Origin of the sequence: Collimonas sp., assembly GCF_039923675.1 — a bacterium.
Classification (GTDB): Bacteria; Pseudomonadota; Gammaproteobacteria; order Burkholderiales; family Burkholderiaceae_D; genus Collimonas.
The window spans coordinates 1-16,017 of the sequence record NZ_JBDTCG010000008.1 but is presented as its reverse complement, the minus strand read 5'-3'; the positions used below and the strand labels follow the sequence as shown (position 1 = coordinate 16,017).

The 16,017-nt window shown below is 56.1% G+C and carries 15 protein-coding genes and 2 pseudogenes; 10 read left to right on the top strand and 7 right to left on the bottom strand.

Features of this window, described 5'->3' with window-relative positions:
* From ABI171_RS01535 to ABI171_RS01510, 6 genes and pseudogenes are all read right to left on the bottom strand, one after another.
* Positions 1 to 302: pseudogene (locus tag ABI171_RS01535) on the bottom strand (phosphate ABC transporter substrate-binding protein); the annotation flags it as partial.
* Positions 299 to 1,093: an ABC transporter permease gene (locus ABI171_RS01530; RefSeq protein ID WP_348090867.1), complete on the bottom strand. Its 795-nt coding sequence runs from the start codon at positions 1,091 to 1,093 to the stop codon at positions 299 to 301. The gene ABI171_RS01530 and the pseudogene ABI171_RS01535, both read right to left, overlap by 4 nt.
* Complete coding sequence (locus ABI171_RS01525) at positions 1,090 to 2,025, bottom strand: ABC transporter ATP-binding protein (protein ID WP_348090866.1); 936 nt, start codon at positions 2,023 to 2,025, stop codon at positions 1,090 to 1,092. The genes ABI171_RS01530 and ABI171_RS01525 overlap by 4 nt, the downstream gene beginning before the upstream one ends.
* Complete coding sequence (locus ABI171_RS01520; RefSeq protein WP_348090865.1) at positions 2,022 to 3,242, bottom strand: ABC transporter permease; 1,221 nt, start codon at positions 3,240 to 3,242, stop codon at positions 2,022 to 2,024. Before ABI171_RS01520 ends, ABI171_RS01525 begins: the two co-directional genes overlap by 4 nt.
* Positions 3,239 to 4,156, bottom strand: a complete 918-nt coding sequence (locus ABI171_RS01515; protein WP_348090864.1) for an ABC transporter substrate-binding protein — start codon at positions 4,154 to 4,156, stop codon at positions 3,239 to 3,241. The genes ABI171_RS01520 and ABI171_RS01515 overlap by 4 nt, the downstream gene beginning before the upstream one ends.
* Before the next feature lie 20 nt (positions 4,157 to 4,176).
* Entirely contained in the window at positions 4,177 to 5,154 is a 978-nt protein-coding gene (locus ABI171_RS01510; protein ID WP_348090863.1) for a fatty acid desaturase, read from the bottom strand.
* 506 nt (positions 5,155 to 5,660) lie between these two features.
* Here ABI171_RS01510 and ABI171_RS01505 point away from each other — a divergent pair.
* From ABI171_RS01505 to ABI171_RS01460, 10 genes are all read left to right on the top strand, one after another.
* On the top strand, positions 5,661 to 6,137 hold the full coding sequence (locus ABI171_RS01505) for a type IV pilin protein (protein WP_348090862.1): 477 nt from the start codon (positions 5,661 to 5,663) through the stop codon (positions 6,135 to 6,137).
* Complete coding sequence (locus ABI171_RS01500; protein ID WP_348090861.1) at positions 6,104 to 6,751, top strand: prepilin-type N-terminal cleavage/methylation domain-containing protein; 648 nt, start codon at positions 6,104 to 6,106, stop codon at positions 6,749 to 6,751. Before ABI171_RS01505 ends, ABI171_RS01500 begins: the two co-directional genes overlap by 34 nt.
* The gene (pilV, locus tag ABI171_RS01495) at positions 6,748 to 7,134 is read left to right on the top strand and encodes a type IV pilus modification protein PilV (RefSeq protein WP_348090860.1); all 387 of its coding nucleotides are present in this window, start codon (positions 6,748 to 6,750) and stop codon (positions 7,132 to 7,134) included. Before ABI171_RS01500 ends, pilV begins: the two co-directional genes overlap by 4 nt.
* A complete protein-coding gene (locus ABI171_RS01490; RefSeq protein ID WP_348090859.1) occupies positions 7,131 to 8,354 on the top strand; it encodes a PilW family protein in 1,224 nt (407 codons plus the stop codon). The genes pilV and ABI171_RS01490 overlap by 4 nt, the downstream gene beginning before the upstream one ends.
* 3 nt (positions 8,355 to 8,357) lie before the next feature.
* On the top strand, positions 8,358 to 8,987 hold the full coding sequence (locus ABI171_RS01485) for a hypothetical protein (protein WP_348090858.1): 630 nt from the start codon (positions 8,358 to 8,360) through the stop codon (positions 8,985 to 8,987).
* Positions 8,988 to 9,030: 43 nt separating this feature from the next.
* A complete protein-coding gene (locus ABI171_RS01480) occupies positions 9,031 to 13,164 on the top strand; it encodes a PilC/PilY family type IV pilus protein (protein WP_348090857.1) in 4,134 nt (1,377 codons plus the stop codon).
* Between the two features lie 30 nt (positions 13,165 to 13,194).
* Entirely contained in the window at positions 13,195 to 13,887 is a 693-nt protein-coding gene (locus ABI171_RS01475; protein ID WP_348090856.1) for a hypothetical protein, read from the top strand.
* 126 nt (positions 13,888 to 14,013) lie between these two features.
* A complete protein-coding gene (locus ABI171_RS01470) occupies positions 14,014 to 14,337 on the top strand; it encodes a hypothetical protein (protein WP_348090855.1) in 324 nt (107 codons plus the stop codon).
* Positions 14,338 to 14,411: 74 nt separating this feature from the next.
* Entirely contained in the window at positions 14,412 to 14,714 is a 303-nt protein-coding gene (locus ABI171_RS01465) for a hypothetical protein (RefSeq protein ID WP_348090854.1), read from the top strand.
* A gap of 134 nt (positions 14,715 to 14,848) precedes the next feature.
* A complete protein-coding gene (locus ABI171_RS01460) occupies positions 14,849 to 15,646 on the top strand; it encodes a transporter substrate-binding domain-containing protein (RefSeq protein ID WP_348090853.1) in 798 nt (265 codons plus the stop codon).
* Positions 15,647 to 15,791: 145 nt separating this feature from the next.
* Here ABI171_RS01460 and ABI171_RS01455 read toward each other — a convergent pair.
* Positions 15,792 to 16,017 (bottom strand): annotated as a pseudogene (locus ABI171_RS01455) (hypothetical protein); the annotation flags it as partial.

Sequence of the window (16,017 nt, the reverse complement as noted above, 5' to 3'; positions counted from 1 at the left end):
GCGCGGTCCTCCTTCCGCACCAGCAAGCTGCTGCTGTAGGCGCTTTGTTGACAGCCGGGCACCTCAAAATGAAAGGCGCCGACGACTTGCACCTTGCCGCACAGCAGGGTGGAGACCGGATAGCCGCATGACTGGCTCAACAACAGATCGCTTTGCTGCCAATGCTGCAACAGATCGTCCGGCTGGGCCAGCGCGAACGGCACGTCATGCATGCCTGCGCCTTGCAAAGCCTGGCGCAATGCGCTCCAGAAAGTGCGCAGCGCCTCCTCCGGAAACGGATACATCGGCAGCGCGCAAATCATGCGTGGCTCCGGTGTTGCAGGCGGTCATTGGACTGCGGCGACCATCTTTGTGCCAGCAATTCGAACAGCTGGTCGGCGACGATGGCCAGCAAACCGACCAGCAGTGCACCTTGGATGACATAGGCGGTGTTGAAGCCGCTGAGGCCGACAATAATCGGCAAGCCCAGCGTTTTGGCGCCCACCGTGGAGGCAACCGCCGCCGTGCCGATATTGATCACGACCGAGGTCCGCACGCCGGCCAGTATCACCGGCGCCGCCAGCGGCAGTTCCACCCGCCACAGAATCTGGCGGCGGCTCATGCCGATGCCGCGCGCCACTTCCAGGATCGGCTGGGGAATCGAGGACAAGCCTGTCATGGCGCCTTGCGCCACCGGCAGAATGCCATACATCACCAGCGCGATCAGCGCGGGAGTTTCGCCAAAACCGACCAGCGGCACGGCCACCGCCAGCACCGCCACCGGCGGGAACGACTGGCTGATGGCGAGCACCGTTTCGAGCAGGGAACGAAAAGCTTTGCCCGCAGGGCGGGTCACCAGCAGACCGGTGCCGATGCCTGCCAGTACGGCGATGCCGCCCGATATCGCAACGATGCGCAGATGGGCCAGAACCAGTCCGAAAAATGATTCCTGCAAATAAAGAGGCCGTTCCAATTCAGGAAAAATGGCGTGAAACAGCGGCGTTGCCAGCGGCATGCCGAAGGTAAGCCCGATCAGCAGCAGGCTACTGATGGCGAGCCAACGATGGCGATGGCGGCGATACAGGCCGCCGCGTGGTTGGCTAACCAGGCTCATGTCCGCGCCGCCAGCAAATCGGCGAAATGCAATACGCCTGCAGGCTGGCCATGCTCGTCCACCACCGGCAGGATGTCTACCTTGCGCGTGATGAAAGCGGACAGCGCTTCGCGCAAGCTGCCGTTGCTGCGGATCGGCTCGCCGGAAATCGCTGGTTCGGTGCGCCGCACCCGGTCTGCGATCTTGTCCAGGCCAAGCAGGCGGATGCCGACATCGCTCTGGCCGACAAAGCCACGCACGAAATCGTTGGCTGGCGTAAGCAGGAAATCGCGTGGCGTCCCTTGCTGCACGATGCGGCCCTGATCCATCAATACAATCCGTTCACCCAGCGCCAGTGCTTCATCGATGTCATGGGTGACCAGCACGATGGTCTTGCCCGACAGGGCGTGGATGCTGGCAAGTTCCTGCTGCAAGCTGGCACGGGTGACCGGATCGAGGGCGCCGAACGGCTCGTCCATCAGCAGCACTTCCGGGTCAGCCGCCAATGCACGGGCGACGCCGACTCTTTGCTGCTGGCCGCCCGAGAGCTGGTGCGGATAACGCTGAAGGAATACGTCCGGCGCCAGGTGGAATAGCGCCAACAGTTCGCTGACTCTTTCCCGGATGCGCGCTTTTGGCCATTTCAGCAGGGTCGGCACGGCAGCGATGTTTTGCTCCACGGTCCAGTGCGGAAACAGGCCGACCGACTGGATGGCGTAGCCGATGCGACGCCGCAACTGTTCCGGCGAATAGTCTGCAATATCTTTTCCATGCAGCTGGATGCTGCCGCTATCAGGTTCCAGCAGACGGTTAAGCAGCTTCAGGAATGTCGATTTTCCTGAGCCGGAACTGCCGATCAACACCACCAGCTCGCCGGCATTGATCGTCAACGACAGTTCGCTGACCGCTGCGCGGCCGTCGAAGGTTTTATTGATATTGTCGATTTCAATCATCGATTTTCCTGAACTTCCGTAGTCAACAATGAAATCACCACCTTGAAGGCGGCATCGACGCCAATCGCCAGCAGGACGACAGGGATCACGCCCAATAGCACCAGATCCAGCGCACTGCTGGCCATGCCCTGGAACATCAGTGTGCCAAAGCCGCCGGCACCGATCAGCGCCGCCACTTCGACCAGCCCCACTGCCTGTACCGTGGTGACGCGGACGCCGTTGAGGAATACCGGCAACGCCAGTGGCAGTTCTACCTTGAAAAAGATCTGCGATGCCGACATGCCGATGCCGCGCGCCGCTTCACGCACCGAGGCCGGCACCTGTTCCAGGCCGGCCAGGGCGCTACGGGTCATCGGCAGCAGCGAGTAAAGGACCAGCGCCAGCAACGCCGGCGACATGCCGACGCCGCTGATTCCCGAGCGCGGCAGCAACAGACCAAGCAAGGTCAGCGGCCCGATCAGCAAGCCGAACAAGGCAATCGATGGAATCGTCTGGATCACGTTCAAGACTGGAAACAGGAGTTTGTGCAGACGCCGGTTGCGGAACGACAAGACACCGAAGGTCGTGCCGATCAAGACCGCCGGCAGCACCGAAAACAGCACCAGTTGCACATGGCGCAACAGGGCCAGATCGAAGGTTTCCAAGTGATTGTGATATTCCTTGAGCAGCGAAAGACTGTGCAGTTGGCCCGCCGGCAGCAATCCGATGGCCGGCAACGCCGCCGCCAGCACCACCGCAACCTGGGCCGGCAAGGGGAGCCGCAGCCCGCGCAGCGCTTCGGCCAGCTGCAGCCATGCGGTCAGGACAAGGACCCAGAAAGCGCCGCCAAACGAGACTCGCGCCAATGAATCGGCCGCGCCGCTGCGTAGTTGGGCCTCCTGGCCGGCGATTGCCAGCAGGCCGACGCTGAGCAGTGCGGTTGAAACCACTAGCAAGATCTGGCTGGCGCGTGAAGCGCGCAACCAGGGCGCGGCTAGCAAGGGCAGGGCCGGTATCGCCAGCAGCCAATACCGGCTGGGGTGGTCGGCCAGTTCGCTCAGATAGATACCGTGGCCGCTGAGCAGCCGGTTGGGGGCGAACGTGAGGAGCGGCAAGGTCGCGCCGGCGAGGAGCGCCAACGCCGCGAGCAACAGATGCACCGGATTTTGCAGCTTGGTGGACGGTAGCGACAGTTTGACAGAGTGCGGCGGCAGGTCCGCAAGGCGCTCCGCCGTCATTGAATAAAGCCTTTGCTGCGCAGATAATCGCCGGCGACTTTGCGGGCGTCGCGGCCCTCGATGGCGATGCCGGCGTTGAGTTTTTGCAGGGTCATGCTATCCAGCGAGTTGAACACCGGCTTCAGCAGCTCGGCGATCTTCGGTTGCCTGGCCAGCGCATCGCTGCGGATCACCGGAGTTGGCGCATAGACCGGCTGTACCGCCTTGACGTCGTCCAGGGTCACCAGGCCCAGCGCCGCCACCGCGCCGTCGGTGCCGTAGACCATGGCGGCGTTGACGCCGGATGTCTGTTCCGCAGCCGCCTTGATGGTGGCTGCGGTGTCGCCACCGGCCAGGGTCAGCAGTTGGTCCTGCTTCAGCTTGAAACCATACGCGCCTTCGAACGCCGGCAAGGCATCCGGCCGCTCGATGAATTCGGCCGAGGCGGCCAGCTTGATCTTGCCGCCCTGGCTGATCCAGTGCCCCAGGTCGGCCATGGTCTTGAGTTTGTTGGCTTGCGCGATTTCCTTGCGGATCGCAATCAGCCAGGTATTGTTGGCGGGCGAAGGCGTCAGCCACACCACGTGGTTTTTATCGAAATCCAGTTTTTTCACCAGCTGATAGCCGTTGCCGGCATTTTTCCAGACCGGGTTGCTACCGTCGGAAAAGAAAAAAGCGCCGTTGCCGGTGTATTCCGGATAGATGTCGATATCGCCGGCCAGCAGCGCGCCGCGCACGACCTTGGTGGTGCCTAGCTGTTGCCGGTTGACTGTCTTGATGCCGTTCGCTTCCAGCACCAGCTGGATCATGTTGCCCAGCAGCGCGCCTTCGGTATCGATTTTTGAACCTACCCGGATCGGGTCGGCTGCCTGCGCGTGAGAAGCTAGCAAAGAAAAGGCGAGAACGGCGGTCAGTTGGCGAATGAACAGATTCATGTTGCTTTCAATGTGCAGGTTCAGGCAAAGGGATGAACATCGGCAATCACCGGCGTGCTGCGATAGCGCCACAGCAAGGGCAGGTAACCGTGTTCGACAAAACCTTCGGATTGTTCCAGGTAAGTTTCGCGTTTGGCCAGGTAGGCCAGCCGCAGATGGAACCAGGGCAGTCCGGGATGCAGGTGATGTACCAGATGATAATTCAGATTCAGGAACAATATGCGCCACGGCCACGCCGCCTCGTTGATGACCGAGCGCGCATGTTCTGCATCGACCGCCCGGTGTTCAAACAGGGAGCGCACCATGGTCAGGCTCAGCGCCGGATAGGCAATCGCCAGCACGTAGTACAGCGGCGAGATGCCGGCGCGCTGCAGCAGGACCAGCAAACCGGCCAGCAACAAGCCGTGGCCGCCCCAGGTAATTACAGTTTTACGGTCGCGCGCCAGCCACGCCGCACGGATGGTTTGCGACCACGCCAGCGCCGGGCCGATCAGCAGGCGGCCGGCCGATGTGTTGCGAAAACGCCGCAACTGCAAGCTGCGCTGGTTACCGCCGGCTTGCGCTGTTTGCGTTGTTTGCGATACGTAATAGGTTTCCGGATCGACGCCGGGCAGCGTCAGGGTCTCGTTATGGTGATGGCCCAGATGGCTGTCGCGGTATACCGCATACGGATACCACACCGCCAGCGGCAACTGGCCAAGCAGGGCGTTGAAGCGTGCATTGGCGCTCGGGTGGCCGTGGATCAGTTCGTGCTGCAGCGACATGTACCAGGCAGTCAGGACAATCAGCAATGGCGTTCCCAGCCACGATCCAAGCGCTTGCCAATGCAGCACGCAGGCCAGCCAGCCGCTGTAGATCATGGCGATCAGTCCCCAGGTTGGCAGCTCCAGCCGCGACCACCAGGTTACGGCTGGCAGCCGTTTGTCCTCTGCAGTGCCAGCACTTTGGTCAGTATGGCTCGGGAGATGCGCTACAGCGCTCTGGAAGGATGAATTCATGGGCGGCTCTCAATTGACTTTCCGTCAATAATGCGGGGATGTGCGGGAGAGCGGAACGAATCATTTTGAGCATGTATATGCAAATTCGGCGCGAACGAGTGCGCTATTTTCCGCAACGCTGAATCGGCAGGCTGGCTAGAAAATAAACTTCGTTCATTGTCTTTTTTGACACTCTCCGGCTATGTGTTGGTTCAGGAGGTTCACTGACCGGTATTTTCCGCGCTAGCTGAAGAGGCGAATCTCGCAAGTCGCCACGGCTCCCCTAGTACGACATTTCGATTCGTTTCTGTAGGGAAAATCCTACCGAAAAATCATCTTTTCCTGATGGGGTTTGAGGGATTTTATTATTACAATAATTTCCGCATATAAATATTATCACTGAGTAGTTTTATCGATGAAGCTTCAAACGGTGATCGCATGTCTGGCGTTGCCAATTCTTGTGTTGACGCGGTGTTGGTTAGAAAACCAAACCGGACAACTAAATTAAACAAAGACGAGGCATTTACATGTACGCCAATTCATTCCAACGCATTGTTCGCGCACGATCCGGGTTTACGCTCATAGAGGTGATGATCGTGGTGGCGATCATTGCCATTCTGGCGGCGATTGCCTTGCCAAACTACAGCGATTATGTGTTGCGCGGAAAACTGACAGAGGCGACCAATACCCTGTCGGCGACCCGTGCAAACATGGAACAGTTTTATCAGGACAATCGTACTTATCTTACTGTCGGGACGGTTCTGTCGCCATGCGACGCCACCAGCCTGACCGCACTTAACGGCGGCCTCAAATATTTTCAGATGACTTGCAATCCAGCGGCGACAGCGACCAGTTATACCCTCGTCGCCACCGGTTCCGTTGCGGCTACTACCGGTTTTATTTTTTCGATAACGGATGCTAACGTCCAGACATCAACAGCTGGAACAGCATGGGGCTTGGCGAATTATGCATGCTGGATCACCAAGAGAGGGACGGTGTGTTAAAGCTATCCCTTGCGCGAGGGCGGCATGGTTTTACCCTGATAGAGCTCGCAATCACATTGACGGTGATGACGACATTACTGCTGATGGGGGTGCCTTCGTTTGTTGGCTGGCTGAGTAATTCAAAAGTCCGTAGCGTTGCGGAGGGACTGCAAAACGGTTTGCGGGCGGCGCAGGCCGAGGCGGTCCGGAGAAGTCACCAGGCAGCCTTTGTGTTGACCTCTGCGGCTCCTATTAAAGCGAATGCTACGGCCAGCGCTATCGGCAGCAATTGGTACATTCAACTCTTGCCGGCATATACAGGCGAAAGCCTTGACGCCAATGGTTTTGTGCAGGGAGCAGCGTTAGGTAATTTAGCCCCGGGAGTGAGCATCACCGGAACTTCCGTGGTTTGCTTCAATTCGATGGGGCGTGTAGTTGCCAATAATAACGCCTCCACAAGCGCCTCGTTCGGGGCAGTGTGCGCGGCTCCTGCCGCAAATATGACTTACATCAGCTACGACGTCACACGCACCGGCGCCACGCATCCGCTACGGGTCATGGTGGGTCTCGGCGGCCAGGTGCGTATGTGTGACACCACCAGATCGTTGACAGATGCACCGGATGGTTGCCCATGAAGACTATGCAAATCAATCGTCATGACCAGTCAGGCATGCTACTCATTGAAGTACTGATCTCCATGCTGATATTTTCATTCGGGATTCTTGGATTGGTCAGCATGCAGGCGAACGCAGTCAAGGTTTCATATGGCGCTGAAGATCGCACCCGTGCCGCGCTCATGGCAAACGAAATGATTGCAGCGATGTGGACACAAAAAACGTTAGCGCCATCTACGACCGCATGGGAAACGCGGGTGGCTAATTCCACTATTTCCGGTCTGCCTGGCGGTAAGGGAACAGTTGCCACGGATTCCAGCGGTGTAGCGACGATCACGATTACCTGGCAGGAGCCATCAAGCAAAACCACAGATAGCTATCTCACTCAGGTCGCCATGCCATGAAACAGACATTTCCTGCGCATAAGCGCCAGCACGGATTCGGCCTGATGGAATTAATGGTGGTCATCGCCATCGTTCTTGTGATGTCGCTTGCCATTTTTGGCGTGATGTCGACCAGCGAAGGGAAAAAGCGCACGTTGACTTCCGTGAACGATATCAACCAGTCGGGAAATTTTGCGATGTTCCAGCTTGAAAAGGCTGTGCGTAACGCAGGCTCCGGCTTTTCCCAGAGTTACCTGCAGTCGTTCGGATGCCAGTTGTATGCCTCGACGACGGCCAGCGGCGTGATCCTTCCTTTTCCTGGCGGCACCATGGCCAAGCCCTTCGATGTCCTGAGTAAAGCGTTGGGCGGGTCATACGTACTGGCGCCGATGATCATCGCGAAAGGGATGACTACGCCCAAGATAAGCGGAGCGACATCGGATGCGCTCATCGTCATGTCAGGATCGGCCGGCTACGGCGAGGTGCCGACAGCGTTCACCAGTACAGCAGACGCAGCGCAGCTCAATTTGCAAAGTACCTTGTCGTTCAACCCAAGTGATCTCGTCCTTATTGCCGATCAGGCAGGCGCCAGCGGGGCATTGCCTTGCATGATCGAGCAGGTCAACCCGACCTTTACTGCCGGCGTCGCAGGTACGGCGTTGCCGCTGGCCGGCGCCTATTATGCTAACCCGATTGCCGCTGGCAGCGTTTCGCAAAGTGTGACAAGTTATTCGAACAACGCCCTTGCCATGGGCATCGGTAATCCGACCGGCAACCCTCCGGCTTTCCAGTTGTTCGGGGTTGGGGAGAATAATGTGCTGTATCAATACGATTTGCTGCAGGGGGGGACGCCCGATACGCCGATACCAACGGCAGATGGCGTTTTTGAAATGCATGCGCTGTACGGCGTAGATACAGACAACGATGGCAAGGTGGATAAATGGGTGGATCCATCTACCGCCGGTTATGACTACCTCACGCTGGAAAGCGGCACAGCCGCAGCAAATAGCACACTCTTGACAATCAAAGCGATTCGGCTTGGCCTGATCATGCGAACCTCGCTGTCGGAAAAAGCGCCGGTATCGCCCGTGGCACCCGCGACCACAGGACCGCTGACCTTATTTTCGGATCTGGGCGCCACGCTGACCTTTACGCGAAACCTGAGTACGACCGAGCAAAATTATCGATATCGCATTATCGAGTCGACCATTCCACTCCGCAATTCACTGCTGTTAAATTGAGCCATGAAATCTGCGCCTACCTACTTTCGTCACCGTGCTCCGCAATATGTGGCAATCCGCCTTAATAACCAACGCGGAATCATCCTGATAGTGACCCTGTTTGCCTTGATCATATTGATGATTTCAGGAATTGCCCTGGTACGTTCATTCGATGCTTCACAACTATTATCCGGCAACATGGCATTCAAGCGGGATTTGGTTAACCAGGGTGAGCGCGGGATGGCGGCAGCCATTCTTTCCATGAAAGGGACCGGCGCATTAACGTCTGACACCACCCGCCAAAGCGACCTGAAGAGCAGCAATTATTTTTCCTCGCTCCAGGCTACCGATGGTCATGGAATTCCAACAGTACTACTCAATGATATCGCATGGACCACCGCCGGCTTGGGCGCGGGTCAGGATATAACCGATGCCACCAGCAAGGTGACGATCCGCTATGTGATCGACCGCCTGTGTTCGGCGTCCGGGGCAGCCAGTACGGCTACCTGTATTGTCGGCTCCTATGGCGATAAAGGCGGCACCCCCGATGGCTCCAGAGCCACTGCTCCCACGCCGCCGGTATACCGCATCAGCGTGCGGGTTACCGGTCCTCGCAGCACCCAAACATTCTTACAAACAACGTTCTCAATCTGAGCGCACGTTCTACAAAGTTCAAGAACATCACTGGAGTTTCAACATGGCGACCATATCTTTCTTTCGGCGAGCGGCTGGTTTTTTTCGATGTGCTTTTTCTCGATCCCTTGCCGTTGCCAGTATGGTGTTGCTGCCTTTGTCGGGCCACGCGGCGACTACGCTTTCCGATGCGCCCATTTTCTCTTCCATCACCGTTCCAGGAAATCTTCTGCTGTCTCTGTCTGTTGAATATCCAACCGCTTTGAGCCAGGCCTATCCATACACGACCAATCCCTATACGCCTGCGACAACTTATCTGGGCTATTTTGACGGCGCCAAATGCTATACCTATAAATTCGATACGATTGCACCGGCGAACGGCTATTTTGTACCGTCTGGGGCCGCAACCAGTCACGCATGTACTAGCACCGCGACCAATCCGTTATGGAGCGGTAATTGGTTGAATTGGGCGAGTATGCAGACGATTGATTCGTTTCGCTGGGCGCTGACAGGGGGATACCGGTCAGTTGATACGGCAACGTCAACCATTCTTGAAAAAGCGTATGCCTCCGGGCAGGGAGGAAACGGCGAGACGCCGAACAAGACGATTCCTTCGGCATCACGCCCCGCATCGGACCTGACCGGCGCGACGCCTTTTAAGTGGAACTATGCAATATCCCGCATTTGGGGGACGGCCAATCAAATTTACGTTTCCGGCATTCCTTCTAACGTCTTGGACATGGATGGTACTTCGGGAAACTACACGGTAGTAAATTACACAGGACAAAGCGGGAACAAGAATGTTTATAGCGGAACTCCTTCTCAAACCTGTATCTACGCTCGGGCAATTACGGGCAGGAAGCCGACTACGTATAGTGCATGGGTTCAAAATTCGTGCGGTCAGTCGACGACTGTCACAACTTACGACTCTTCGCCGCTGCCGTCTACGCAAGTGACGGCGTGCGCGGCTATTAAGAAATCCGATAATCTTTTACAGTCCTGTACCGTACTCAGCCCCACTAACGTTACGTCAAGCACCAGTGACACGGCGGATGCAGCGCAAGTTTATGCTCTCAACGTCCGAGTCCAGGTTTGTAATAGCACGGTTGGCCTGGAATCCAATTGTGTGGCATATGGCAGCAATTACAAGCCGCAAGGCTTGATGCAGCAATATGCGATGAAAATCAGATTCGGCGCATTCGGCTATCTGAATGATTCATCCATTAACCGGGATGGCGGGGTGCTGCGGGCGAATATGAAGTACATCGGCCCGCAGCAGCCCGTACCTGGCTCTCCCAATGTCACCAACGCCTTGGCGGAATGGAGTTCCACGGACGGCACATTCGTTGTCAATCCGAATCCGCTTGATGCGACAGCCTCGGGAGTTACTAATAGTGGGGTGATGAACTATCTGAATAAATTTGGCGAGGCCTCTCAAACATATAAAACTTACGATCCGGTGAGTGAACTGTATTACGCAGGAATTCGCTACTACAAGAATCTCGGGAACTGGTCGACGTATACCTCCAGCCCCACTACGGCAATGCTTGATGGATTCCCTGTCATTACCGGCACCAGCACAGATCAGAGCAAGGCGTCCGGCTGGGTCGATCCAATTCTGTACAGCTGCCAAAAGAATTTTATCCTGGGGATTGGGGACGTCAATACCCATGCAGATGCCAATCTTCCCGGAAGTACGATCGCAGGCAATAGTGGTTACGAAACCAGCACCATGCCAACCGATACCACCGTGAATGTGACTACTGCAACCAAAATGGTGGGTACGCTGGAGGGAGTTGCCAATCTTGAGACAACGTTTATTTTGGATGGCTCTACCAACTTCATTGCCGGCCTTGCCTACGATTCGCACGTTAACGATATACGGCCAAACAGTTTTAAGAATGCGAATGGAACCAAGAGTGCTATCCAGACTATTTCGACTTATTGGCTGGACGTTCAGGAATATCAAACGTATGCATATAACAATCAGTTTTACTATGCGACGAAATATGGCGGGTTTACCGTACCTGCGAATTTTGTCCCCTATGCCAGTACCAATGCTACAGGCACTTTGACGCTCGGTACTACACCTGCTACCACAACTGCCCTGGCCGATGCTATGTGGCATACGACCACTGACACGGTCACCGGCACAGGGGGCACCAACAAGCGGCCCGATAATTATTTCAGTGCCGGGCAGGCGGATAAAATGGTCAGTGGTTTGCAATCGGCATTTTCGAATATTTCCAATGCGATTACCGCTTCGGGGACTGCCTTTTCAAGCACCTCGGCAAATGTCGCTTCAGGTAGCTTGAGCTATGCCACGCAATATTCGGATAACTGGACCGGGGATGTGATTGCCAGCACGGTCACTTACGATGCAAGTGGAAATCCGACGTATAGCACATTACCGGTGTGGCGAGCGCAGTCTGTATTGCAAGCGCAAACCAGCCGGCAAATTGTGACCTGTTGCACCACCACAGGCGCCGGATTGCCGTTTCAGGTCGCCAATCTGAATGACTCATCGCAGTTGAACAGCCGGACCAACTATGCGTCATTCGCTCAAATTAGCGGGGTTGGGGCTACTTCGCAGTCGGCGGCGAATTACCTGGCCTATTTGCGTGGCAACCAGAGCCTCGAAGCCAGCAGTTCTGGCGGCATATATAGAACGCGTCCTTTTTTGCTGGGCGACATCGTCGATGCCAAGGCAACTGCTGTTGCAGCGCCCGTAAGTTCATTCTCGAACAGTTCGAATCCAGGCTATACCGCTTACCAGAGCAACTATAAAAACCGCGCGACAGTGGTGTACGTTGGCGCAAATGACGGCATGATGCACGCTTTTGATGGCTCTTTAACTACTACCGGCGGCCAAGAGTTGTTTGCCTATGTTCCGAGTTTTGTTTATGGCAGCACAGCCAACGCGTCAACCACCGGCTTGGCCTCACTAGGGCGGCTGGATTTTACCCATCATTTCCTGGTGGACGGTACGCCTCTGGTGTTTGATATCGATACGCATCTGACTAACGTTCAGGTAAATGCGACCAACATGTCGACCGAAGCAAACGCCGCATGGAAGTCGATCCTGATAGGCGGCCTCGGTAAGGGTGGCCAGGGCTATTACGCAATAGACGTCACGGACCCGGCCAGCTGGAGCAGTGAAACTGCCGTGGCCAGCAAGGTCTTGTGGGAATTCACGGACTCCCATATGGGCTACTCTTATGGCGATCCTGTAGTTGTAAAAACCAGCAAATACGGCTGGGTGGTGATTTTGACTTCCGGCTATAACAATGATGACGGCGGCGGTTACTTCTATATCGTCAATCCGGCGAACGGGGCATTGCTGGAGCGCGTAGCCACCGGTGCCGGCACCAGCACCAATCCCGCCGGGCTGGCGCATGCTTCGGCTTACGTTCCCGACTTTACCGATAGTACGGCCGATTCGGTCTATGCAGGCGACTTGCTGGGGAACGTATGGCGACTAGACCTCACACCTTCCAGCGGTGCGTATGCTGCCCCCACCAAGATTGCCACGCTGACAGACTCGTCGGGTGTTGCGCAGCCGGTGACGACGCCGCTGCTGATCGAAATTCAACCAAATGCTTATAAACGCTATGTTCTGGTTGGCACTGGCAAGTTGTTGTCGTTCACAGATATTCCGGTTACGCAGACCCAGACATTCTATTCGATCATTGATGGCACATCCGGCCCTGGTGCGTTCTATACGTCGACCACTTTACCTAAAGGTATTTCATTTCCGATCACCCGCAGCAACATGGTCGCAAATCTCGATATCACGAAAGCGATCGTTGCGAATACGGTGAAACCGATGGGGTGGTACTTTGATCTCAAGGCCGGCGAGCTTGTCAATATTCCCTCTAAGGCTAATTCGGGCATCGTCGCCTTTGCTGGAAATCTACCGACCGGCGACGTCTGCAGCGACACCAGTAGTTCTAATGATTCTTATGCGGTGAGCTTCAGTTCAGGCCAGTCGGTATTGACCGACAGCAGCGGGAATATAATCGCGTCCTATACTGGCCTGGGGGGGCTGATTACAGATCTGGAGATTTATAATGTGGGTGGAAAACTTATTGTTCAGGAAGGTAATTCATCGGGCACGGTTGGCAAAATTCCCGCATCGTTCGGCGGTGCCGGCAGCTTGAAACGCCTGAATTGGCGCGAAATTCCCACCTCCGACTGAGGATGGCAGGAAGAGGCAAGTGGTGATGCTTTGAAGAAAATGGGGGATTGTGCTTCAACGCGATGGAGCGCAGGAAATCGCTGTCTGTCGCTGCTTTCCTTAAGCGTTTCGACCGGCCTGCATTTATTGCTTGTGGTTATGGCGGCCAAAGCAGTGATGTCCGGCCAGCACTTCCGAGAAAATGCTCAGTTGGTGCAAATGACAATGTATGTTGGACTCGACGAGGCGGTTGCCGCCGTCCAGGCTCCAAGCCCCGCATCGGCCGCGCTGCCAATTCATCCGATAACGCCGGTAGTCGCGAGGAAAACGCGGCAAGGTAGCGGAGCGCTGGGCGATGTCATCCCTAAAGCCGGACTGGCCGACCAAGGGAACGATACCCGTGACGAACTACCTTCGACCTTCTTGCCGTCCAGCGAGATGAAGCCTGCGGCGGTACCGGTCTCCGAGCCTGATAGTCAAGTTCTGAACGGAGTACCGAATACCGGCTTGCCAATCCGGCTGCGTCTCTATGTTGACAAGCATGGCGTCGTTAAAGATATCCATGTCCTCCAGGCCGACGAGATGGATGGGTTGGCGGTTGAGCGTCTCGAAGCCATGTTTTATGCCACGGTATTCGTGCCGGCACAACGCAAAGGGGTGGACATGTCTTCCTATATGGACATTGAGGTCAATGTTACGGATTTCACCGGTGTCACGCCGACGCCGGTAGCACCGGTGCGCTAACAGTCTGCGCTCCAAACAGACTGCGCTATGATGGTTGCAGTTATCTAGCGAACCGTCCTCCGGTAACGTAAGCTGGCCGTAATCCTTATATCCGATAAAGGAAGCAAAGTAAAAAATAATCCCTCGATGCTGATTGTCATTGGTGTGATCATATTTTTACCGGGTATTGTGCTGACTTATACTGGTGGCCCGCCGGCGGAGGATGCAGCCGTGGCACAGCAATGCCGTGACTGCTTGACCGCACAAAAAACTGACCAATCCACCCAATCCACCCAATCCACCCAATCCACCATCAAGCGTTGCGACGAAGCCGCATTCGCTGCTGCCATGACCGCCACGGACGCGCAAGCTGCGGCACAAGCGATTAGCGCGGCGAATAATAGCGAGACCGGTGGCGGGATGGTTTCCAAATTCCTGCTTGGCCTTGTAGCCAGCGTTTTTTTGTCGTAAAAAACCTTTCTATCAATCCCCAGTCAGTCGCGCAGCCTTTCGTCGTTGGCATCTTCGAAGGGGATCCCCGAAAAATGGACCTTCTTGCCGGACGCTTGGCCGGCGATAATAAGCCGCACTGCCGGATGCACCTGCAGCACCGGATTAGGCCCGAGCAGCAGAAACTCCGTGCAGACATTGCATCCGCGCAAGGGGGCAGGAAATTCTATGAAACGCAGAGAGAGAAAATGCGCGCCGATTTTGATTTCATTGTTACTGAAGTGTCAGTCAACAATCCGCGTTCCCTGCGCGCGCATCAGCAAGTCGGGTTCAGAGAAATCGCGCATGGCGGCGTCGATGCGGTGGAATGGTGCGTGGTTGCATGGGACTGGAGTTAATCAGTCTCCCTTCCCGAATAATGGCATATTTATTGCATAAGACGGCAAGCACGTCCGCGCGGCCCGATCGCGGTTACACTGCCTGAAGCGCCGAGACTATCCCTGCCTCGAACATCTTTATCCAGGTGAATCTGATGAGACTTGCAAAACTACTGCTTCTGCTGTTCCTCAATATATTTGTCGTGGGCGCACAGAATGCGCGCGCCGACGGCTTGAGCGATGTCCAGAAACGCGGCATCCTGCGGGTAGCCGTGCCGCAGGATTTCGCGCCGTTCGGTTCCGTCACGCCGGACTTGAAATTGCAAGGACTCGACATCGACGTTGCGGCGCTGCTTGCCAAGAATATGGGTTTGAAGCTGGAGCTGGTGCCAGTCAGCAGCGCTAACCGCATCGCCTATCTGCAGACGCACAAAGCCGATCTGGTGATATCCACCTTGGGCAAGAATGCCGAACGCGAAAAAGTCATCGCCTTTTCGCAGCCGTATTCCCCCTATAACAATAGCGTTTTCGGCCCGGCGGGGATCAAGGTCTCAGGTCCCGCCGACCTGGCAGGAAAAACCATCGGCGTCGCACGCGGAACCTTTCAGGACAGCCAGCTAACCGACACGGCGCCGGCGAGCGCCACCATCAAGCGCTATGAAGACAACAATGGCATGATCTCGGCATATTTGTCCGGGCAGGTGCAACTGGTTGGCACCGGCGATTTTGTCGCCGTTGCGTTGGCGGAAAAAGTGGCTGGAAACAAGCCGCAAATGAAATACGTCATCCAGGAATCGGCCTGCTACGTAGGCCTGCTCAAGGAAGAGCCAGCGTTGATGGCGAGCGTCAATGCTGCGCTGACACAAGCGAAGAAGAATAATGAACTGAATGGCATTGTGCAAAAATGGTTGAGTGTGCCATTACCTGGAAAATTGGCAAAACAGTTTGAATAACCTGTTTTGCCAAGATCCTTCAATCATCAATTCTGCCATTCTTCGGGCGGGGCGATCATTGAAGCAATAGCACTAAGGCCGGCGGGGCGCCAAGTAAAGTGCGAATGAAGCGGTTGGCATACGGCAGCCGCCTCGTTTGCAAGAATCAAATGGAAAGTTCGGACTCGACATCGGCGACCTTGCGGCGCGCCAGCGCGAGATTCGCACGATCCTTGACCAGCACCAGGTAGACGAACAGGCCGCCGGCGGATTCGACCGGACGGATGATGTGGTACTGCTTGGTCAGCGTGATCAGGATGTCTTCAATCTTGTCGCTGATATTGAGCGATTTCATGGTGTTCAGCTTCGCTCGCACCACTTCCGTGTTACCG